Raw genomic sequence first — 19,473 nt, forward strand, 5'->3', positions numbered from 1 at the left:
CCAGAACTACCGAAATAAGAGGCGCCGTCGACCATGGCTGAAGCATTGCGTGTTGGAATTGCCGGTCTCGGCACGGTCGGTGCTTCGGTGGCGCGCGTGCTGCGCGACAAGGCAGCCGAACTCACTCGCCAGTGCGGCCGCGAAATCGTCGTCACTGCCGTTTCAGCCCGCGACCGCACCCGCGACCGAGGCGTCGACCTGAGCGGCGCCAAGTGGTTCGACGATCCGATCGAACTGGCCGAGAAGGCTGATATCGACGTCTTCGTCGAACTGATCGGCGGCGACGAGGGCGCTGCCCGTTCCTGCGTTCGCGCCGCGCTTGATGCGGGCCGGCATGTCGTGACCGCCAACAAGGCGCTGCTCGCCAAGCATGGCGTGGCCCTTGCCGAGGTCGCCGAGAAGAAAGGCGTGCTGCTCAACTATGAAGCGGCGGTGGCCGGCGGCATTCCTGTCATCAAGACGATGCGCGAGGCGATGGCCGGCAACAGCGTCACCCGCGTGTTCGGCATTCTCAACGGTACCTGCAACTACATCCTGACGCGCATGGAAGCCGAGGGCCTGACCTTCGAGGCTTGCCTCGCCGACGCGCAGCGCCTGGGCTACGCCGAAGCCGACCCGACCTTCGACATCGAGGGCAATGATACGGCCCACAAGCTCGCCATCCTGACCAGCCTGGCCTTCGGCTCGAAGATCGCGGCCGACGATATCTATATGGAAGGCATCTCCAACATCACCCAGGCCGACATTCGCGCGGCGGCTGAACTCGGCTACCGCATCAAGCTGCTCGGCGTCGCCCAGCGCACCGAAAGCGGCATCGAGCAGCGCGTTCACCCGACCATGGTGCCGACGGCCTCGGTCATCGCCCAGGTTCATGGCGTCACCAACGCGGTGGCGATCGAGACCGATATTCTCGGCGAATTGCTGCTGTCAGGCCCCGGTGCTGGCGGCAACGCGACCGCATCGGCCGTCGTTGGCGACATCGCCGATATCGCCAAGAGCCGCCCCGGCTTCCAGCACGGCCCGGTGTTTGGCCGTCCAGCCAAGGAACTGAAGCCCTACAAGAAAGCGCAGATGCGCAGTCACGCCGGCGGGTATTTCATCCGCCTGACCGTGCATGATCGTATCGGCGTGTTCGCGGCTATCGCCAAGCGTATGGCCGACAACGACATTTCGCTGGAGTCGATCGTCCAGCACGCCAATGGCACGGAAGGCGGCATCGCCCAGAAGACCGTCATCCTGGTGACCCACGAGACGACAGAAGCTGCCGTGCGCAAGGCTGTCGATGGTGTGACCAAGGACGGTCACCTGACCGACAAGCCGCAGGTCATCCGCATCGAGCGCGCTGGCTGATCCGGCTTCGGCGCAGAGGGGGCACAAATGTGCCCCCGAACGGGCAGTCAAGCCTCATTCCCTTTCAATCGATTGATATTGTTTCGCTTTCGATAAAGCGGGCAACAGGTCTTGCCGTTGTCATGCGGGTTTGACAATAAGAGCCGGCCCGGTTTGGGCGCTCCGAACTCATCGACTTCAGGACCCAGAATTATGGCGAAAAGCGTTGTAGCCGGCCTCGACCGGATTCTCACCATGGAACTCGTGCGCGTCACCGAGCGGGCTGCCGTGGCTGCTGCCCGGCTGCGCGGACGCGGCGACGAGAAGGCCGCCGACCAGGTCGCCGTCGATGCCATGCGCCAGGAACTGAACCGCCTCGCCATCAAGGGCACCGTCGTCATCGGTGAAGGCGAACGCGACGAAGCGCCGATGCTCTATATCGGTGAGGAAGTCGGTTCTGGCGGCCCTGATGTCGACATCGCGCTCGACCCGCTCGAAGGCACCACCATCTGCGCCAAGAACCTGCCCAACGCCCTTGCTGTCATCGCCATCGCCGAAAAGGGCAGCCTGCTGTTCGCGCCTGACGTCTACATGGACAAGATTGCAGTCGGCCCGGGCTATCCCGAAGGCGTCATCGACATCGACGCTTCGCCGGCTGAAAACATCGCCAGCGTCGCCAAGGCCAAGGGCGTGCCGGTCGAAGAAATCACTGCCTGCATTCTCGACCGCCCGCGCCATGCCAAGCTGATCGAAGCCGTGCGAGCGACCGGTGCCGCCATTCGCCTGATCGGCGATGGCGATGTGGCCGGCGTCATCCACACCACCGATCCCGATGAAACCGGCATCGACATCTATCTCGGCACCGGCGGTGCGCCCGAGGGCGTGCTTGCCGCAGCCGCGTTGCGCTGCACCGGCGGCCAGATGTTGGGTCGTCTGCTACTCGACTCGCCTGAGAAGGTCGCCCGCGCCGCAACCATGGGCATCACCGACCCCAAGAAGGTCTATCGCATCGAGGAAATGGCGCGCGGCGACGTGCTGTTTGCAGCAACCGGCGTCACCGATGGCAACATGCTTGCCGGCGTGAAGTTCGGCCGCGATTCGATCACCACCCACACCATCGTGCTGCGTTCGTCGTCAAAGACTGTCCGCGAGATCAAGGCGCGCCACCAGGATCTGGAAAAATTCTGATTACGCGCTTGTTCCGGTCGCCTATGGTCGCTCTGCAGCGGGTGGACCTCAACTGAATGGCGACTGAAAAGCGGAACTTTCTAGGCGTGAGGCGTTCGGCCACCGGTGTCTCCTGGGAGCATCGCCTGACCGAACGCCAGGACATGCTGGCGCTCGCCATCGCCCAGGGGCATGGCGTGCCCGACATCGTCGCCCGCGTGCTCGCCGGGCGCGGCGTGTTGCCCGAGGACACCGAGCGTTTTCTCGACCCCACCATACGCGACCTGCTGCCCGATCCCGCGTCGCTGACCGACATGAGCAAGGCTGCCGGGCGTATCGCCGATGCGGTCCTGCGCAAGGAGAAGGTGGCCATCTTCGGCGACTATGACGTCGACGGCGCGTCGTCTTCGGCGCTGATGAGCCGCTTCCTCACGCATTTCGACATCGAGCCCGAGATCTATATCCCCGACCGCATCTTCGAAGGCTACGGCCCCAACCCCGATGCGATGCGCGAACTCATCGGCCGCGGTGCGCGCCTGATCATCACTGTCGACTGCGGCACCAACAGCGCTGCCTCCATCGACGCCGCCAACGAAGCGGGTGCCGATGTCGTCGTGCTCGACCACCATCAGGTTGGCGGGCCGCTGCCGAATGCACGAGCGGTGGTCAACCCGAACCGCGATGACGATCTCTCGGGGCAGGGACATCTCTGCGCAGCCGGCGTGACCTTCCTGGCCTTGGTGCAGACCGCCAAGGTGCTGCGCGAGCGATTGCCGGACGCGCCGCGCCCGGACCTGTTGTCGCTGCTCGACCTTGTGGCGCTGGGGACTGTTTGCGACGTCGTGCCGCTGACCGGCGTCAATCGCGCCTTCGTCGTCAAGGGGCTGCAGGCGATGCGCCAGCAGAACAATGTCGGGCTGACCGCACTTGCTCGCGTCGCCCGCATTGGCGAGCCGATCAACAATTTTCATCTCGCATTCCTGCTTGGCCCACGCATCAATGCCGGCGGGCGTATCGGCGATGCTGCCTTGGGCAGCAAGCTGCTTGCCACCGACGATCCGGTGGAAGCCGGAACGATCGCCGAGACGCTCGACCGCCTGAACCAGGAACGGCAGGCGATGGAGACCGAAATGCTGGCCGAGGCACGCGCCGAAGCCGATGCCGAGATTGGTGCTGGGCCAGGTCCAGCGGTGCTGGTCACCGCGAGCACCACCTGGCACCCGGGCATTGTCGGTCTGCTGGCCTCGCGGCTCAAGGATCATGCCCGCCGCCCGGCCTTCGCCATCGCCTTCAATCCGAATGGCACGGGCACTGGGTCGGGTCGCTCGGTCTCCGGTTTCGATCTCGGGCGGCTGGTGCGTGAGGCGGTCGATGCAGGCTTGTTGGTCAAGGGTGGCGGCCACGCCATGGCAGCCGGCATAACGGTCGAGCGCGCCAGGCTTGGCGAACTGCGCGCCTTTTTCGAGCAGCGCGCCGCTGCCGACGTATTCCGCCTTCAGGACGAGGAAAGCCTCAAGATCGACGGCGCGTTGGCCGCGGAAGGCGCGACGCTGAACCTTGTCGATGCGCTGGAAAAGGCCGGGCCGTTCGGGGCAGGGCATGTCGCACCCGTCTTCGTCCTGCCGCGGCACCGCATCGCCGATGCCAGGCTTGTCGGCACGGCGCATATCCGCATCGATCTGCGCTCGGAGAGTGGCGGCCGTGTGCAGGCCATGGCCTTCAGGGCAGCGGAGACGCCACTGGGCGACTTCCTGTTCAGGAATCGCGATCGCGCGATCCACGTCGCAGGCTCGATTTCAGTCAATCACTGGAATGGTAGCCGCACTGCGCAGTTCAGGATCATCGACGCGGCACTGGCCGGGCCTTAACCGAGAACGGCCTGTAGCCTGAGGATCTCTTCCATCTGCGCCTTGGTCGCTTCGTAGCCGAGGCGGATAGCTTCGTCAGCGCGGTGGAATTCCGACAGGCCGATAAGGCCGAGCTTGGGCTGGATCGACAAGTCGGGCGGATCGCCGGCGAGACGGGCGCGTGAAATGCGGTCCTGAATGATGTTGAAGGCTTCGACCATCACGCCGGTGATGCCAAGCCGTGCTTCGCGCTCGCTCTGCGTGGCGTTCTCGCCCGGCCTTGCCGGACGCTCGACCACCAGTTCGCCGGCACTGTGCTTGATGACGGCGGCGCGACCGAACAGGTCGTAGTGCAGGTTGACTGCCACCACCAAGGGCTGTTCGTTGGCGCGGCAGACCGATACTGGAACCGGATTGACCAGCGCACCGTCGACGAGCACGCGGCCGTTGCAGGTAACTGGTTCGAACACGCCGGGCAGGGCATAGGATGCGCGCATTGCCTTGATCAGCGAGCCGCTCGACAGCCAGATCTCATGGCCGGTGCGGATCTCTGTCGCAACGCAGACGAAGGGCTTGGGCAAGTCTTCAAAGGTGACGCTGCCCATATGCTGCTGCATGCGGGAATCAAGCTTCATGCCGCCGAAAAGGCCGCTGCCGCCGAGTTTGAAGTCGAACAGACCGAAGATGCGTCGCTTGGTCAGGCTGCGGGCGAATTCTTCGAGTTCGTCGAGCCTGCCGGCGAGATAACAGCCGCCGACCAGCGCTCCGATGGAGGTGCCCGCGATCATGTTGATACGAATGCCGGCTTCATCGAGCGCGCGCAGCACGCCGATATGGGCCCAGCCACGCGCGGCACCGCCGCCAAGCGCGAGCGAAATGCCCGTGTCTTTTGGCTTCTGGAGATCGTTCGCACCCGTGCCCGAAGAAAAGCCGTTGGCTTCCCGGACGTTCTGGCGTGAATGGAATGACGCCCACTCGAGCATCACGATCTCCCTTGTCCCTGAAACAGACTACACCCGACCCGTATTAAAATCGTGAATCTTTGTGTCGCAGGACACGTAGCCGGTTCACGACTTCTTGCGGTAGATGTCATCTGCGTCGAACAAGGGGTGGCTGCCGTCTGCGCTGAGGATCGCGACGCCGTCCTTTTGCCCCACCGTCCGATAGAAGCAGGAACGCCTGCCTGTGTGACAGGTTGCGTCGTGGCCGGTAACATTTACGCGCAGCCACACGGCATCCTGGTCGCAGTCGGTGCGGATTTCGACGACGTGCTGGAAGTTGCCCGAGGTCTCGCCCTTCTTCCACAACGAGCCGCGCGAGCGCGACCAGTAGTGGGCGATGCCCGTTTCGATGGTTAGCGCCAGGGCTTCGGCGTTCATGTGCGCGACCATCAACAGCATGTCGTCGGTCGCATCGGTCACGACGGCGGTGACCAGGCCGTTGACATCGAAACGCGGCGTGAACGCCTCGCCCTCTTCGAGCGCGCGCTTGTCGTTGGAAGCTTGGTGAAACTGCAAGGTCATCGCCGGGTCCTAATTCGGGCACCGGCGAAGCGGGATCAGATCCCGCCGCCGCCGGCTCGCACCATGGTCACGAACCGGACCTGCTCTTCGGGGGTGTCCCGGAAAACGCCGGTGAAGGTGGAGGTCAGGGTCGTCGAACCCTGCTTGCGGATGCCGCGCATGGCCATGCACATGTGCTCGGCCTCGATCATCACGGCGACGCCGCGCGGATTTAGCACGTCCTGGATGACACCGGCAATCTGCGCCGTCATCGCTTCCTGCGTCTGCAGGCGATGGGCGAAGATGTCGACGACACGGGCGATCTTGGAAAGCCCGACGACCTTTCCATCCGGCAGATAGCCGACATGGGCCTTGCCGATGATCGGCACCATGTGGTGCTCGCAATGCGAATGGAATTTTATGTCGCGAACGATGACCAGGTCGTCATAGCCGGCGACCTCCTCGAAGGTGCGGCCGAGCTCGTCGGCCGGGCACATGTCATAGCCATTGAACATTTCGCGGAAAGCCTTGGTCACGCGCTTGGGCGTGTCGATAAGGCCTTCGCGCTGCGGATCGTCGCCGGTCCAGCGCAAGAGTACCTTCACTGCGGCTTCAACTTCCGCCTCGGTCGGGCGGTCGGTCGCAGGCCTATCCATATAGGCTGATTGCGGCATCAGCTTCTTTGCAACGGCATCCATATCAGGCGTCTCCAGTAGCCCCTGTCAGAGCAGGGACGAGTTGAACGGACACAGCCACTTTAGGGACCACCGGAACAGGAGTGCCGTACCCAAAGCTGCTTATCTTGCTCTTCTCCCGATGCAGATTCTGCTGCCTTGTCGGGAGGCGAGCGCCACCATTATATATGGGTGACGATGACGAATGAAAGATGCAACCGCGACAAGAGTTGTTCATCGCACGTACTCAGAGTGAAAAAAGTTGATCGACGACATCTACAACACGAAAATTCTCGGTTTTGCCGGCAATATTGGCCGGCTGGGCCGGCTCGATCACCCCGATGCGACAGCGACGGCGCATTCGAAATTGTGCGGATCGACGGTTACGATCAATCTGGCGATGAAGGACGGCATTGTCACTGACTTCGCCCATGAGGTGAAAGCCTGTGCGCTGGGCCAGGCGTCGTCGTCGATCATGGCCGAACATGTCATTGGCGCCAGCGCCGAGGAATTGCGCGCGGTGCGCGACACGATGCTGCGCATGCTCAAGGAAGGTGGAACGCCGCCGGAAGGCCGCTTCGGCGACCTGAAGTATCTCGAGCCGGTGCGCGACTACAAGGCGCGGCACGCCTCGACGATGCTGACCTTTGATGCCGTGGTCGACGCCATCGGTCAGATCGAGCGCAGGTAGGCCGCAGCCAGGCAGTTGTCCAGGATATCGAGGCTTTCGGCGAACTCGGCCTTGATCCACTCGGCGAAGCACTGTGCCGGCTCGGACAGCTTGGTCAGGTTCTTTGCCACCAGCCAGTAGCCGCCACACACGACGTTGGTTTCGAATGGCTTGATCAGCGTTCCTGCCTGAAGTTCCTCGTAGACCAGCAACAGGTCGCCAAGGGCGACGCCGTGGCCTAGCATCGCCGCCTGTTTCGACAACGCCGCGTCGGCCAGCAGCGGCCCACGCTCCGGGACAGGCGCTTCGGCCGCACCTGCGGCTTCAAACCAGCGCGCCCATCCCTGACGGTTTTCCTCGTGCAACAGTGTGTAGCGGCGCAGGTCGGCAGGAGATTCCAAAGGCGGGCCGGAGGCCAGCAGCGCCGGCGACAAAACAGGCGAATCGACGACAAGCCCCAACAGCTCCGACTCGCTGCGCGGCCACGAGGTGTTGTGCGCGCTGAAGCGCAAGGCGAGCTCCGCCTGGTCGCTGCGGAAGTCGATCAGCCGCGGGTCGACATCGAGCGCGATTTCGATGTCGGGACGCATCTCGCGGAACTTGTTGAGCCGCGGCAAAAGCCAGCTGGCGGCCAGCGCGGGTTCGGCGCTGACACTGACCACCGAAACGGAGGGCCTTGTCGCCAGTTCCGAAAGCCTTCGGTCGATGTCGTCGAAGCTCTTGACCAGTTGCTGCAGCAGCTTCTGGCCAGGCTCGGTCAGTTCGACACGGCGGTGGTAACGCACGAACAGCGGCTGGCGCAGGAAGCTTTCCAGCTCCCGTATCTGGCGGCTGATAGCGGCCTGGGTGACAAACAGCTCGTCCGCCGCGCGGCTGAAACTCAGGTGCCGCCCGGCCGCTTCAAAACTTCTGAGTGCCGTCAGCGGAAGCCGCCCGCGGTTCATTCGCATAATCTCAAGTTATCCAAGATGGACGTTATACTCGTTTGAAGAGGACGGCTAGAGGCGGTCTAATCCTCCCATCCAAGGAGGCAAAACCATGCCAACGCTCTTCAACGCTTACGCAGAGATGTTCCGCATCGCGACATTCCAGGGCGACTACCCCATTCGCGGCACGAAGCGCTGCGGCGCCGACCGGCTTCAACTCGACGCTCCGCAACGGCGGTGCCCCCACCGCAGGACGGAGCTTGGCTGGCTTGCGTGACACGGCGCCGCAGCGGCGAGGTGGTATCTGCCGAACATTGCGCCTGCATGTCGGAATGGTCATGTATAGACGAAATGACGTTCCGACTGGCGGAGACGATGGACCACGGTCACCAGCACAGACACAGCCCGGTAGCGCTCGGCCGCAATTGGGCCGGTCCTTGGCGCAAGACGCCGGGCCGGCTGCTTGGCACCTCGCTGGTCCGGCTTTACCAGCTGACGCTTTCGGGCTTCATCGGCAATTCGTGCCGGCACATGCCGACCTGTTCGGAATATGCGCATGAGGCAATCGCGCGCCATGGTTTATGGGCCGGCGGCTGGATGGGGCTGTTTCGTGTCCTGCGCTGCGGCCCATGGGGAACCCATGGCATCGACCGGGTACCCGAGAGCCTTGGCGCGGCCTATGCCTGGTACGCGCCGTGGCGCTATTGGCTGATCGGTCGCCGGACATCGGGGCAATGAGCGCGGTCCGCGCCGCGCAACGCCAGCATATCAGTTAACGCCTATATTTACCGGTTTACGATTTGATCAGGCTAAGACAGTTCAGTCCAAGTTAAGCCATATTCGAGACAATTGCCGTCCATAGTCCTTTGGCGCTAACCGACAGAGGATGTCACGACAGTGCTTGCTTCATTTCGTCGATCTTCGATCTTCGCGATCCTTACGTTCCTTGCCGCAGTGCCTCTTGCCCAAGCGCAGACAGCCGCTGCTGACCCGGCGCTGAAGCCGGCGTTCGAGTGCACGCTGATTGTCGACGCCCAAAGCGGCGCCACGCTTCGCCGCGACGGCGCCTGCGACCGGCGCGTAAGCCCGGCATCGACGTTCAAGGTGCCGTTGGCGCTGATGGGTTATGATTCCGGCATCCTCACCGACGCGCGCACCCCGCGCTGGGACTACAAGCCAGAGTTCAATGCCGTGAAGCGCGACCACAGGCCCATCGACCCGACGATCTGGGAGAAGGATTCGGTTGTCTGGTATTCGCAGCAGATCACCCGCAAGCTCGGCAACGATCGTTTTGCCGGCTATGTCGGCAGCTTCGGCTACGGCAATGGCGACATCGCGGGCAATCCAGGCAAGAAGGATGGCCTGACCCATTCCTGGCTGAGCTCGTCGCTGAAGATCTCGCCTGATGAGCAGGCCAGTTTCATCAGGCGCATTCTCGACCGCAAGCTCCCGGTTTCGGCCAAGGCTTTCGAAATGACCGAATCCATCCTGCCTGGGTTCGACGCCGGCGACTGGAAGGTGCAGGGCAAGACCGGAACCGGTTGGCTGACCAACAAGGCTGGCGCCACAAATCGTAACAGGCCGTTCGGCTGGTTTGTCGGCTGGGCCGAAAAGGACGGCCGGAAGATCGTTTTTGCCAGGCTTTTCGTCAACGAGGGCAGGAGCCCGGTGCTGCTCGGGCCAAAGGTGCGCGCCAACTTCCTCTCCGACCTGCCTGGGCTGATGAAGACGACCAACTAACCGGTACGCTCCATTGAAATGACAACAGCGGCGCTCGAAGCGCCGCTGTTTGGCTTTACGAGCCCGAAAACTCCCCCTAAAAGACCCCTCGCTGCCGGACGCATCCGGTTTTTAACCACCCGCGCTCGTTTGCGGGACTGGATAGGAGAAGAACGTTGTCGAATTGCGTTTCCCTGACATTTCCCGATGGTTCCGTCCGCGAATACGACGCGGCGCTGACCGGTGCTGGCCTGGCCGAGTCGATCTCGAAGTCGCTGGCCAAGAAGGCGGTGGCCTACGTCGTCGATGGCACCCTGCGCGATCTCTCCGACCCGCTCGGCAAGTCCGGCAAGGTCGAGATCGTCACCCGCGACGATCCGCGCGCGCTGGAACTGATCCGCCACGATACAGCTCACGTGCTGGCGGAAGCCGTGCAGGAACTGTGGCCCGGTACCCAGGTCACCATCGGCCCCGTCATCGACAACGGCTTTTACTACGATTTCGCCCGCAACGAGCCTTTCACGCCCGAGGATTTTCCGGCGATCGAAAAGAAGATGCGTGAGATCATCGGCCGGAACAAGCCGTTCACCAAGCAGGTCTGGTCGCGCGACAAGGCCAAGCAGGTGTTCCGCGACAAGGGCGAGGCCTACAAGCTCGAGCTGATCGATGCGATCCCCGAGGACCAGAACCTCAACATCTACGCGCAGGGCGAGTGGTTCGACCTGTGCCGGGGGCCGCACATGGCTTCGACCGGGCAGATCGGCAGCGCCTTCAAGCTGATGAAGGTTGCCGGTGCCTACTGGCGCGGCGATTCCAACAACCCGATGCTGACGCGCATCTACGGCACGGCCTGGGCTGACCAGGCGCAGCTCGACCAGTATCTGCACATGCTGGAAGAAGCCGAAAAGCGCGACCATCGTCGTCTCGGCCGCGAGATGGACCTGTTCCATTTCCAGGAAGAGGGACCGGGCGTGGTGTTCTGGCATGCCAAGGGCTGGAAGATGTTCCAGAACCTCGTCAGCTACATGCGCCGCCGCCTCGACCAGCAGGGCTACCAGGAAGTCAACGCGCCGCAGGTGCTCGACAAGTCGCTGTGGGAGACCTCGGGCCACTGGGGCTGGTATCGCGATGCGATGTTCAAGGTGACGGTCGCCGGCGACGACACCGACGATGACCGCGTCTTTGCGCTGAAGCCGATGAACTGCCCGGGTCACGTGCAGATATTCAAGCACGGCCTGAAGTCGTACCGCGATCTGCCGGTAAAGCTCGCCGAATTCGGCAATGTCCACCGCTACGAGCCGTCGGGCGCGCTGCATGGGCTGATGCGCGTCCGCGGCTTTACCCAGGACGACGCGCATATCTTCTGCACCGAAGAACAGCTCGCCGCCGAGTGCCTGCGCATCAACGACCTGATCCTGTCGACCTATGCCGACTTCGGCTTCGACGAGATTTCGGTCAAGCTGTCGACGCGGCCGGACAAGCGCGTCGGTTCCGACGAGGCGTGGGACCATGCCGAGGAGATCATGAGCAATGTGCTCAAGACCATCCAGGCGCAGTCGGGCAATCGCATCAAGACCTCGATCAATCCGGGCGAGGGTGCATTCTACGGCCCCAAGTTCGAGTATGTCCTGCGCGATGCCATCGGCCGCGAATGGCAGTGCGGAACGACCCAGGTCGATTTCAACCTGCCCGAACGGTTCGGTGCCTTCTACATCGGCTCGGACTCCGAGAAGAAGCAGCCGGTCATGGTCCACCGCGCCATCTGCGGTTCGATGGAGCGTTTCCTCGGCATCCTGATCGAGAACTATTCGGGCCATTTCCCGCTCTGGTTTGCGCCGCTGCAAGTGGTGGTGGCGACCATCACCTCGGACGCCGACGACTACGCCCGCGAGGTCGTGGCGAAGCTGAAGGCGGCGGGTCTGCTGGCCGAAGTCGATCTGCGCAACGAGAAGATCAACTACAAGGTCCGCGAGCACTCGCTGGCCAAGGTTCCGGTCATTCTCGTCTGCGGCAAGCGCGAAGCGGAAGAGGCGAGTGTCAATGTCCGCCGTCTCGGTTCGCGCGACCAGGTGTCGATGGGGCTCGACGAAGCGATCGCCTCGCTGCGCGACGAGGCGACAGCACCCGATCGCCGCCGCGCTGTGGCCTGAGGCAAGCAAAAAGGGCGGCTCGATGCCGCCCTTTTATCTCTGAGGTTCAGAAGTCAGAACGACTTGCTGAACCTCAGCCTCCCTCCCCAGGATTCAAAGTCATCGTCGCCGACGCCGTCGTAGAAGGCCGATCCCGACCATGATCCGACTTGGCAGCCCGACAGTGAGAAGCCGACTTCGCCGCGGCCGCGCAGGCCGGTGCCGGCAAGCCTAGGCTACGACGTATTGCATTGCTCCATGTGGAAGGATGGTTCCGCCATGACGCTTGCATGCGTTCGCCGACGAACTCAATTTTCGACCCGATGTCAGAATACGACGCTTGCATCATCTCTGAGAGGACAAGCGACGCTTCTCACGCAGAAAAGCCAATCTGCGTGCAGCCATCGGTTGTGGCAGGTGAAAATCCCGGAGAGATGACCGGCGCCTAGTCGGCGCCTTCGTTGGGGTCGATCGCGGCGTCTTCGGAGGCTACGACTTCGACGTCCTGGTTGCGGCCGGCAACGACGGTGAAGTCGCGCTGGTAGATGCGGTCGCGGTTCTTGGCGATGATCGTGTAGTCACCTTCAGATAGCACCATCGAGGCGAAGGCCCCGACGGCTTCGCGCAGCGGGTCGCCGGATTCCGTCAGCACCGACCACGACGTGTCGGCGATGGCCTCGCCGCCGGCTTCGCGCACCAGCTTGAAGGTGACGTCGGCGGCGCGGTGCTCGACAGTCGCTTCGGTCAGCTTGCCGGCCTCGACGCGGATGTCGGAGCGGATGACCGCGTTGACGCTGCCGTAGGTCGACACGACGTGATAGGTGCCGGAATTGAGACGCACCACCGAGTTGGGCGCGACATTGGGGATGATCAGCGCACGTTCGCCGTCGCTGCCGGCGTCGGCCTCGAAGATCGAGAATCTAAGCTTGGCCGGCGGGATGCGAACGCCGCCGGAAAGAACAGCGTCCAGCTTGAGGCCACCGGCATCGAGCACAAGGCTTTCGCGCTTGCCCTGCTTGCCGACGGTGATGCGCTTGGTTGCGCCGGCGCGGCCGTAGGAGGCATGAACGAGGTAGCTGCCGGGTGGCAGCTGGAACATGCTGGTGCCGCCTTGCGCTGATGCGACCAGGGGCAGCTTGCCGTCGGGGCCGGCCTCGGGGCGGAACACGCGCCAGACCAGGCCACGGCCAATATCGCTGCCTTTGTCGGTCAGCTGTGCGGTCAAGGTGATCTCGCCAAGGGTGCCTGTTGCCAGCGGTTCGTCGCCGCGCGGCGAGGCAAAACTTGAGATGCCGGGAAGGCTCAAGCCGTCGATGGCCGCAGCACCGTCCTGCGCGAAAACGGCCGAAGGCGGCACCATAAACAGTGCGGCACCCAGAATCGGCACGAAAAATCGGAAACGTCCCCTAGACATGCCTTGTTTGAAGCCCAAGGCGGTGGCAATTTCAAGGCTATTCCGGCGCGATGGATTCTCAACCGCACTGCGCCGATGCCAGAGCAGCCACCATTTACGGACAGGCGCTTCAGCCCAACACCCAAGGAGCCTGCGCCGTGACATCGCCGATCATCGACTTCCTGCTGACACGTAATTCCGCGCCGATCCCCGAGCTGCGCGCGCCAGCGCCTTCCGACGGCGAGATTGCGACGATTCTCGCGGCCGCAAGTCGCGTACCCGACCATGGCCGACTGGAGCCCTGGCGCTTCATCCTTTATCGTGGCGACGTGCGCAACGAGATCGGCAAGAAGCTGGCCGAACTGGCCGAGCGTCGGGAAGGGCCGCTGCCGGAAGGCCGGCGCAACCAGGAACTCGCACGCTTTTCGCGCGCGCCGCTGGTCATCGGAGTCGTTTCGAGCCCCAAGGAGCACCCCAAGATCCCCGGGTGGGAAATGTTCCTGTCGGGTGGCATGGCGGCGATGAACCTGATCACCGCCGCCAATGCACTGGGCTATGGCACCAACATGATCACCAACTGGTACTCCGATGTCGAGGAAGGCCGCGCGTTGCTGGGCCTCGCGCCGCATGAGCGCGTCGTCGGCTTCATCCACATCGGCTCCTATGACGGTGCCGGCCAGGAACGCCCGCGTCCTGATGTGGCAAAGCTCTATGCCGACTACACCGGGCCGTGGGAGGGCTAGGCCAGGTGTTCTACGAGCCGTCGAATGGCCATGGCCTGCCGCATGACCCGTTCAAGGCGCTGGTGTCGCCGCGGCCGATCGGCTGGATTTCGACAGTCGGGAAGGACGGGGCGTTCAATCTCGCGCCCTATTCTTTCTTCAACGCGCTGTCCGGCAAGCCACCGCTGGTCTGGTTCTCATCCGAGGGCCAGAAGGACAGCGCGACCTTCGCCGGCGAGACCCGCGAGTTCGTTGCCAACATAGTCGGGCGGGATCTGGCCGAAAGGATGAACAAGAGTTCGGTCAACGCGCCGCGCGGTGTCAACGAGTTCGATTATGCCGGCCTGACGCCGGTGCCATCGCGGCTGGTGGCGCCGCCGCGCGTCGCCGAGGCGCCGGCAGCATTGGAATGCAAGGTCACCGAGATCTTCCGGCCCAAGGGGTTGGACGGCCGGGAGACTGGCGCCATCGTCGTCATCGGCGAGGTTGTCGGCATCCATATCGACGAGGCCTATCTGGCCGACGGGCTGTTCGACGTCGTCAAGGCCGGCAACGTCTCGCGCCTCGGTTACATGGATTACTCGACGATCGATGCGATTTTCTCGATGCGCCGGCCGCGCTGGGAAGACTGAGCCTCAGGCAACGACACCGGCGGCACGCGCCCGGGCAAGAAGGCGCTGTGCGAGCCTAAGATGCGGCCGGTCATACATCTTGCCGTTGATGCCGACCACGCCTGGATTGCCTGCTTCCTCGAAAGCAGTGACGACGGAGGCCGCGCGCGCCACCGCCTCCGCGGTCGGCGTGAACGCCTCGTTGATGACGGCGACCTGGTCCGGGTGGATCGCCATCTTGGCGGTGAAGCCGTCGCGCTCGGCCTCAAGGCACTCTGCGCGCAGGCCTTCGCCATCCCGAAAATTGACGAACACAGTATCGATGGCCGCGACATCGGCGGCTGCGGCACCCAGGACAGTCATCGTCCGGGCAAGCCGGAACACATCGGTGTAGCGGCCGTCGCTGTCACGCGCTGCGTGCGCGCCGATGGCGGCCGAAAGGTCTTCCGCTCCCCATGTCAGGCCGGCGACGCGGGCGCTTGCGCCGACGTAGCTTGCGGTCGCCAGCACGCCGGCTGCGGTTTCCGTGATGATCGGGATGATTCGGATGGCACCGTCTGGCAGGCCGTTTTCCGCTTCATGCACACGCAGCTTGGTCGACAGATGCTGGACGTCGGCGCCGGAGTTGGACTTGGGCAGCATGATACCGTCAGGCGCGATAGGGATGATTGCCCTGAGGTCGTCGTCGGTGAGCCCGGTCGACAGGTCGTTGACGCGGACGTAGATCGCGGCCCGCGTTTCGGCGCGCCGCTTGGCGATGAAATCGGCCGACATGCCGCGCGCGTGGGCCTTGTTGTCGGGAGCGACCGAATCCTCGAGGTCGACGATGACGACGTCGGCGCCGGACGAAAACCCGCGTTCGAGCTTCTTTTCGGAATCGCCTGGAACAAACAGCAGCGAGCGCATCAGGCCGCCTTCTTCTTCATCATCGCTTGGCGCTGGCATTTGGCAACGAGGGCGCCATCCTGATTATAGGCGCAATGCAGGAACTCGACGACGCCGCGATCCGTCTTCGATTTCGATTCGCGGACCGAAAGCACCTCTGTTTCGACACGGATGGTGTCGCCATGAAAGACCGGGTGCGGGAAGGTGGTTTCGGTCATGCCGAGGTTGCCGATGGTGGTGCCGAGCGTCGTGTCGTGCACCGAAATGCCGATCATAAGCCCGAGCGTGAACAGCGAATTGACCAGAGGCTTGCCCCATTCGCTCTTGGCCGCGAAGTCGAAGTCGATGTGGAGCGGCTGCGGGTTCAGCGTCATCGTCGAGAAGAACATGTTGTCGCTCTCGGTGACGGTCTTGGTGAGCTGATGCCGGATCACCTGGCCGACGACGAATTCCTCAAGATAAAGTCCGGCCATCGGCAATTCCTCCTGTTTGTGCCGATTTGATAGGCGCTGCCTCGGCGCCCGGCAAGCGGGTTAACGGATATGGTGAACCGTTCGTAAACCTTTTTTTCCTAGGGTCGCATCAGGGGTTTGGCACGGGTTGCCGGGGGCGCGGAAAAACGAATGGTGGTCTCGCATTTCCTGAAATGGATGGACACCGCCAAGGTGAGCGAGCGGGTAGCCGCAGCATCCGCATTGGCAAGCGCTTACGTCAATCGCGAGATGCCGTTCGAGGATCGTTGCGCCGCAGAAGCGGCGTTGACGCTGCTGCTCGATGACCCTTCGTCGAAGGTACGCCAGGCGCTGGCCGAGGCGCTTTCGATGAGCATCCATGCGCCACTACAGGTCATCTCGGCACTTGCCGCCGACCAGCCCGACGTCGCCGCCATGGTGCTCGCGCGTTCTCCGTTGCTGACCGACGCCGATCTCATCGACCGGGTCGCATCGGGCTCGACCGCCATCCAGAAACTCGTTGCCGACCGCGCCGTCGTCTCGATGTCGCTTGCAGCCGCGGTCGCTGAAGTCGGTGAGGCGGAGGCCTGTCTCGTCCTGCTGCAGAATTATGGCGCCGACATCGCCACGCTGAGCTTTCGCCGGATGGCCGAGCGCTTTGGCCATGATGCGCGCGTGCGCGAAGCGCTGGTTGCCGATCCACGACTGCCGTCCGACTGCCGGCACCTGCTGCTGGTCAAACTCGGCGAAGCCTTGAAGGCGTCGCCCTTTGTCATGGCATTGATGGGCGCCGCGCGCGCTGAAAAGGTGACACGCGATGCATGCGTCAAAGCCTCGCTGACGCTCATCGAAGGCACCCGCGCCAACGAACACATGGCGCTGGTCGAACATCTGCGCTTGCGCGGCGACCTGACCGCGAGTTTCATCATCCGCATTCTTGCCCACGGCAAGGTCGATTTCTTCGGCGCGGCCTTGGTCGTGCTGAGCGGTCGCGACGAGCCTCGGGTGAGGGCGCTGCTGTCAGCCGGCCAGGATGTCGCGCTCACCGCGCTGTTCCGCTCAGCCGGCCTGGCTGACGCAACGCATGCGATCATCCTGCGGGCCTTGAAGATTTGGCGCGAAGTGGCCAATGGCCGCCGTGTCGCCGGCGCCCAGGAAGTCAGCTGGCTGATGCTCAAGGAACTGGGCGGCCAGGCAGCCCAAGGCGAAATGGCCGGGCTGGTCAAGTCGATCCATCTCGAAGCCCTGCGTGAAAACGCCCGCGGCCATGCGCTGGCGATAGCGGCTGCCTGAGCAAGCAGCCGACGCCGTTCAGATATCCAGCACTTCCGTCCGGGCGAATTCGGCGCGGTCCTGGATAAAGCGGAAACGCGCTTCCGGCTTTGTTCCCATCAGCGCATCGACGGCCGATTTGGTGGCCTCTTCAGCGTCGATCACGTCGACCCGGAGAAGCGTGCGCTTCCTGGGGTCCATCGTCGTTTCCTTGAGCTGGCTCGCCATCATCTCGCCAAGGCCCTTGAATCGGCCGATCTCGACCTTGCCGCGGCCGTTGAACTCGGTGCGCAACAGCTCTTCCTTATGGGCGTCATCCCGGGCGTAGCCGACCTTGCCACCCTGGCGCAGGCTGTAGAGAGGTGGCACGGCCATGTAGAGATGGCCGTCGCGGATCAGCTGCGGCATCTCCTGGTAGAAGAAGGTGATCAGCAGCGAGGCGATATGGGCGCCGTCGACGTCGGCGTCGGTCATGATGATGACGCGGTCATAGCGAAGGTCTTCGTCGCGATACTTCGAACGCGTGCCGCATCCGAGTGCCTGGATCAGGTCGGCGATCTGCTGGTTGGCGGTCAGCTTGTCGTGGCCGGCACTGGCGACGTTGAGGATCTTGCCACGCAGCGGCAGGATCGCCTGCATCGAGCGGTCGCGCGCCTGCTTGGCCGAGCCACCGGCCGAGTCGCCCTCGACGATGAACAGTTCAGCACCCGCGGCGGCGTTCTGCGTGCAGTCGGCGAGCTTGCCGGGCAGGCGCAGCTTGCGCACGGCGCTCTTGCGCGACACTTCCTTTTCCTGGCGCCGGCGCACGCGTTCGTCGGCGCGCGCGATCACCCAGTCGAGCAGCTTGGAAGCTTCCTGCGGGTTGTCGGCGAGCCAGTGGTCGAACGGATCGCGGATCGCAGTCTCGACGATACGCATGGCTTCGACGGTCGCCAGCTTGTCCTTGGTCTGGCCGACGAATTCCGGCTCGCGGATGAACACGGACAGCATGCCGGCTGCCGAGATCATCACGTCTTCGCTGGTCATGATCGAGGCGCGCTTGTTGCCGACGAGGTCGGCATAGGCGCGCAGGCCGCGCGTCAGAATGTTGCGGAAGCCCATCTCGTGGGTGCCGCCATCACCGGTCGGGATGGTGTTGCAGTAGGAATTGATGAAGCCGTCGCCGCCGAACCAGGTGACGGCCCATTCGACCGAGCCGTGGCCGCTCTGCTTCTCGCTCTTGCCCGAAAAGATTTCGCGGGTGACCTGCATCTCGTCGCCGAGCGAGGCCTTGAGATAGTCGCCGAGGCCGCCGGGGAAATGGAACACCGCCTTGGCTGGCGTTTCCTCCTTTTCCTTGAGCAGCGCGGGATCGCAGCTCCAGCGGATTTCGACGCCGCCGAACAGATAGGCCTTCGAGCGCGCCATCTTGCAGATGCGGGCCGGCTCGAAATGCGCGCCCTTGCCGAAAATGTCGGGATCGGGATGGAAACGGGTCCGCGTGCCGCGCCGGTTCTGTACGTCGCCGAGCAGTTCGAGCCCGCCCTGCGGGACACCGCGCGAAAAGCGCTGGCGGTAGAGTTTACGCCCGCGCGCGACCTCGACTTCGAGGTCATCCGAAAGCGCATTGACCACCGACACGCCGACGCCGTGCAGGCCGCCCGAGGTCTCGTAGACCTTGGAGTCGAACTTGCCGCCGGCATGCAGCGTCGTCATGATCACTTCGAGTGCCGACTTGTCCTTGAATTTGGGATGCGGGTCGACCGGGATGCCGCGCCCGTTGTCGGTCACGGTCAGATAGCCGTCGGCGCTGAGTTCGACTTCGATGAAGGTGGCATGACCGGCGACGGCCTCATCCATCGAGTTGTCGATGACTTCAGCGAAGAGGTGGTGCAGCGCCTTTTCGTCGGTTCCGCCGATATACATGCCCGGACGGCGACGCACGGGCTCCAGCCCTTCCAGCACCTCGATGTGGCTGGCGTCATAACCTTCGCTGCCATCCTTGACGGCCGGTGCCGGGCGCTTGGCCGCTGCCGCTTGCACCAACGGATCCGCAGGTCGGGAGACGGGGCGTGCGGGCTGGCCGCCGAGATTGCCGAAAAGGTCGCTGTTGTCGTCCATGCTCAATACGGTTTTTCCGATGCTCGCGAATCAGTTTGTCGAGTTTGCCAGTTTTGCCTGTCCGGCAACAGTTCT

General features: G+C 63.4%; 19 protein-coding genes. 11 read left to right on the forward strand and 8 right to left on the reverse strand.

Annotated features, from left to right (window positions below; genetic code table 11):
* Positions 1–33 precede the first annotated feature (33 nt).
* The 3 genes from J1C56_RS02585 to recJ all read left to right on the forward strand — a co-directional run bounded on the left by J1C56_RS02585 (position 34) and on the right by recJ (position 4,364).
* Positions 34–1,350 (forward strand): homoserine dehydrogenase, encoded by a 1,317-nt coding sequence (locus tag J1C56_RS02585; RefSeq protein WP_214385720.1) that lies wholly within the window; start codon positions 34–36, stop codon positions 1,348–1,350.
* A 192-nt stretch (positions 1,351–1,542) separates the two neighbouring features.
* Positions 1,543–2,517 carry a class II fructose-bisphosphatase gene (gene glpX, locus J1C56_RS02590; protein WP_214385722.1) on the forward strand — a complete coding sequence of 325 codons (975 nt, stop codon included), beginning with the start codon at positions 1,543–1,545 and terminating at the stop codon, positions 2,515–2,517.
* Between the two features lie 56 nt (positions 2,518–2,573).
* Entirely contained in the window at positions 2,574–4,364 is a 1,791-nt protein-coding gene (recJ, locus tag J1C56_RS02595; RefSeq protein ID WP_214385724.1) for a single-stranded-DNA-specific exonuclease RecJ, read from the forward strand.
* On the opposite strand, the gene J1C56_RS02600 is transcribed toward recJ, so the two are convergent.
* The 3 genes from J1C56_RS02600 to folE all read right to left on the reverse strand — a co-directional run bounded on the left by J1C56_RS02600 (position 4,361) and on the right by folE (position 6,543).
* On the reverse strand, positions 4,361–5,326 hold the full coding sequence (locus J1C56_RS02600; protein WP_214385726.1) for a patatin family protein: 966 nt from the start codon (positions 5,324–5,326) through the stop codon (positions 4,361–4,363). The genes recJ and J1C56_RS02600 overlap by 4 nt on opposite strands.
* 84 nt (positions 5,327–5,410) lie before the next feature.
* Positions 5,411–5,866 (reverse strand): phosphoribosyl-AMP cyclohydrolase, encoded by a 456-nt coding sequence (gene hisI, locus J1C56_RS02605; RefSeq protein WP_214385728.1) that lies wholly within the window; start codon positions 5,864–5,866, stop codon positions 5,411–5,413.
* 35 nt (positions 5,867–5,901) lie between these two features.
* The gene (gene folE, locus J1C56_RS02610) at positions 5,902–6,543 is read right to left on the reverse strand and encodes a GTP cyclohydrolase I FolE (protein ID WP_214385730.1); all 642 of its coding nucleotides are present in this window, start codon (positions 6,541–6,543) and stop codon (positions 5,902–5,904) included.
* A gap of 238 nt (positions 6,544–6,781) precedes the next feature.
* On the opposite strand from folE, the gene J1C56_RS02615 reads away from it, so the two are divergent.
* Positions 6,782–7,210 (forward strand): iron-sulfur cluster assembly scaffold protein, encoded by a 429-nt coding sequence (locus J1C56_RS02615; protein WP_214385732.1) that lies wholly within the window; start codon positions 6,782–6,784, stop codon positions 7,208–7,210.
* Here the strand turns inward: J1C56_RS02615 and J1C56_RS02620 are convergent.
* Positions 7,192–8,133 (reverse strand): LysR substrate-binding domain-containing protein, encoded by a 942-nt coding sequence (locus tag J1C56_RS02620; RefSeq protein ID WP_214385734.1) that lies wholly within the window; start codon positions 8,131–8,133, stop codon positions 7,192–7,194. The genes J1C56_RS02615 and J1C56_RS02620 overlap by 19 nt on opposite strands.
* Positions 8,134–8,227: 94 nt before the next feature.
* Between J1C56_RS02620 and J1C56_RS02625 the strand changes: the two genes are divergently transcribed.
* The 4 genes from J1C56_RS02625 to thrS all read left to right on the forward strand — a co-directional run bounded on the left by J1C56_RS02625 (position 8,228) and on the right by thrS (position 11,984).
* Positions 8,228–8,392, forward strand: coding sequence for a hypothetical protein (locus tag J1C56_RS02625; RefSeq protein WP_214385736.1), 165 nt, complete (start codon positions 8,228–8,230; stop codon positions 8,390–8,392).
* A gap of 98 nt (positions 8,393–8,490) precedes the next feature.
* A complete protein-coding gene (gene yidD, locus J1C56_RS02630; RefSeq protein WP_214385738.1) occupies positions 8,491–8,853 on the forward strand; it encodes a membrane protein insertion efficiency factor YidD in 363 nt (120 codons plus the stop codon).
* Positions 8,854–9,069: 216 nt separating this feature from the next.
* The gene (blaOXA, locus tag J1C56_RS02635; protein WP_420797364.1) at positions 9,070–9,855 is read left to right on the forward strand and encodes a class D beta-lactamase; all 786 of its coding nucleotides are present in this window, start codon (positions 9,070–9,072) and stop codon (positions 9,853–9,855) included.
* Between the two features lie 155 nt (positions 9,856–10,010).
* Positions 10,011–11,984 (forward strand): threonine--tRNA ligase, encoded by a 1,974-nt coding sequence (gene thrS / locus J1C56_RS02640; RefSeq protein WP_214385740.1) that lies wholly within the window; start codon positions 10,011–10,013, stop codon positions 11,982–11,984.
* Positions 11,985–12,408: 424 nt separating this feature from the next.
* Here the strand turns inward: thrS and J1C56_RS02645 are convergent, their stop codons facing one another.
* A complete protein-coding gene (locus J1C56_RS02645) occupies positions 12,409–13,377 on the reverse strand; it encodes a hypothetical protein (RefSeq protein ID WP_214385741.1) in 969 nt (322 codons plus the stop codon).
* Between the two features lie 137 nt (positions 13,378–13,514).
* On the opposite strand from J1C56_RS02645, the gene J1C56_RS02650 reads away from it, so the two are divergent.
* Positions 13,515–14,099 (forward strand): nitroreductase family protein, encoded by a 585-nt coding sequence (locus J1C56_RS02650; RefSeq protein ID WP_214385743.1) that lies wholly within the window; start codon positions 13,515–13,517, stop codon positions 14,097–14,099.
* 5 nt (positions 14,100–14,104) lie between these two features.
* Positions 14,105–14,710 (forward strand): flavin reductase family protein, encoded by a 606-nt coding sequence (locus J1C56_RS02655; protein ID WP_214385745.1) that lies wholly within the window; start codon positions 14,105–14,107, stop codon positions 14,708–14,710.
* Positions 14,711–14,713: 3 nt separating this feature from the next.
* Here J1C56_RS02655 and J1C56_RS02660 read toward each other — a convergent pair whose 3' ends face one another.
* Together J1C56_RS02660 and J1C56_RS02665 are read right to left on the reverse strand one after the other, a co-directional pair.
* Positions 14,714–15,595 carry an HpcH/HpaI aldolase/citrate lyase family protein gene (locus J1C56_RS02660; protein WP_214385747.1) on the reverse strand — a complete coding sequence of 294 codons (882 nt, stop codon included), beginning with the start codon at positions 15,593–15,595 and terminating at the stop codon, positions 14,714–14,716.
* Positions 15,595–16,047 (reverse strand): MaoC family dehydratase, encoded by a 453-nt coding sequence (locus J1C56_RS02665; RefSeq protein ID WP_214385749.1) that lies wholly within the window; start codon positions 16,045–16,047, stop codon positions 15,595–15,597. The genes J1C56_RS02660 and J1C56_RS02665 overlap by 1 nt, the downstream gene beginning before the upstream one ends.
* Before the next feature lie 150 nt (positions 16,048–16,197).
* Here J1C56_RS02665 and J1C56_RS02670 point away from each other — a divergent pair, with 150 nt between their 5' ends.
* Positions 16,198–17,319 (forward strand): DUF2336 domain-containing protein, encoded by a 1,122-nt coding sequence (locus J1C56_RS02670; RefSeq protein WP_214385750.1) that lies wholly within the window; start codon positions 16,198–16,200, stop codon positions 17,317–17,319.
* An 18-nt stretch (positions 17,320–17,337) separates the two neighbouring features.
* Here the strand turns inward: J1C56_RS02670 and parE are convergent, their stop codons facing one another.
* Positions 17,338–19,398 (reverse strand): DNA topoisomerase IV subunit B, encoded by a 2,061-nt coding sequence (gene parE / locus J1C56_RS02675; RefSeq protein WP_214386642.1) that lies wholly within the window; start codon positions 19,396–19,398, stop codon positions 17,338–17,340.
* Positions 19,399–19,473: the final 75 nt, after the last annotated feature.

Source organism: Aminobacter anthyllidis (genome assembly GCF_018555685.1).
GTDB classification, from domain to species: Bacteria; Pseudomonadota; Alphaproteobacteria; order Rhizobiales; family Rhizobiaceae; genus Aminobacter; species Aminobacter anthyllidis.

Bases quoted from the DNA above. Each gene is read 5' to 3' on its own strand.
- J1C56_RS02585 (WP_214385720.1), top strand. From the start codon at position 34: ATGGCTGAAGCATTGCGTGTTGGAATTGCCGGTCTCGGCACGGTCGGT.
- glpX (WP_214385722.1), top strand. From the start codon at position 1,543: ATGGCGAAAAGCGTTGTAGCCGGCCTCGACCGGATTCTCACCATGGAA.
- recJ (WP_214385724.1), top strand. From the start codon at position 2,574: ATGGCGACTGAAAAGCGGAACTTTCTAGGCGTGAGGCGTTCGGCCACC.
- J1C56_RS02600 (WP_214385726.1), bottom strand. From the start codon at position 5,326: ATGCTCGAGTGGGCGTCATTCCATTCACGCCAGAACGTCCGGGAAGCC.
- hisI (WP_214385728.1), bottom strand. From the start codon at position 5,866: ATGACCTTGCAGTTTCACCAAGCTTCCAACGACAAGCGCGCGCTCGAA.
- folE (WP_214385730.1), bottom strand. From the start codon at position 6,543: ATGGATGCCGTTGCAAAGAAGCTGATGCCGCAATCAGCCTATATGGAT.
- J1C56_RS02620 (WP_214385734.1), bottom strand. From the start codon at position 8,133: ATGAACCGCGGGCGGCTTCCGCTGACGGCACTCAGAAGTTTTGAAGCG.
- J1C56_RS02625 (WP_214385736.1), top strand. From the start codon at position 8,228: ATGCCAACGCTCTTCAACGCTTACGCAGAGATGTTCCGCATCGCGACA.
- yidD (WP_214385738.1), top strand. From the start codon at position 8,491: ATGGACCACGGTCACCAGCACAGACACAGCCCGGTAGCGCTCGGCCGC.
- J1C56_RS02645 (WP_214385741.1), bottom strand. From the start codon at position 13,377: ATGTCTAGGGGACGTTTCCGATTTTTCGTGCCGATTCTGGGTGCCGCA.
- J1C56_RS02660 (WP_214385747.1), bottom strand. From the start codon at position 15,595: ATGCGCTCGCTGCTGTTTGTTCCAGGCGATTCCGAAAAGAAGCTCGAA.
- J1C56_RS02665 (WP_214385749.1), bottom strand. From the start codon at position 16,047: ATGGCCGGACTTTATCTTGAGGAATTCGTCGTCGGCCAGGTGATCCGG.
- J1C56_RS02670 (WP_214385750.1), top strand. From the start codon at position 16,198: ATGGTGGTCTCGCATTTCCTGAAATGGATGGACACCGCCAAGGTGAGC.
- parE (WP_214386642.1), bottom strand. From the start codon at position 19,398: ATGGACGACAACAGCGACCTTTTCGGCAATCTCGGCGGCCAGCCCGCA.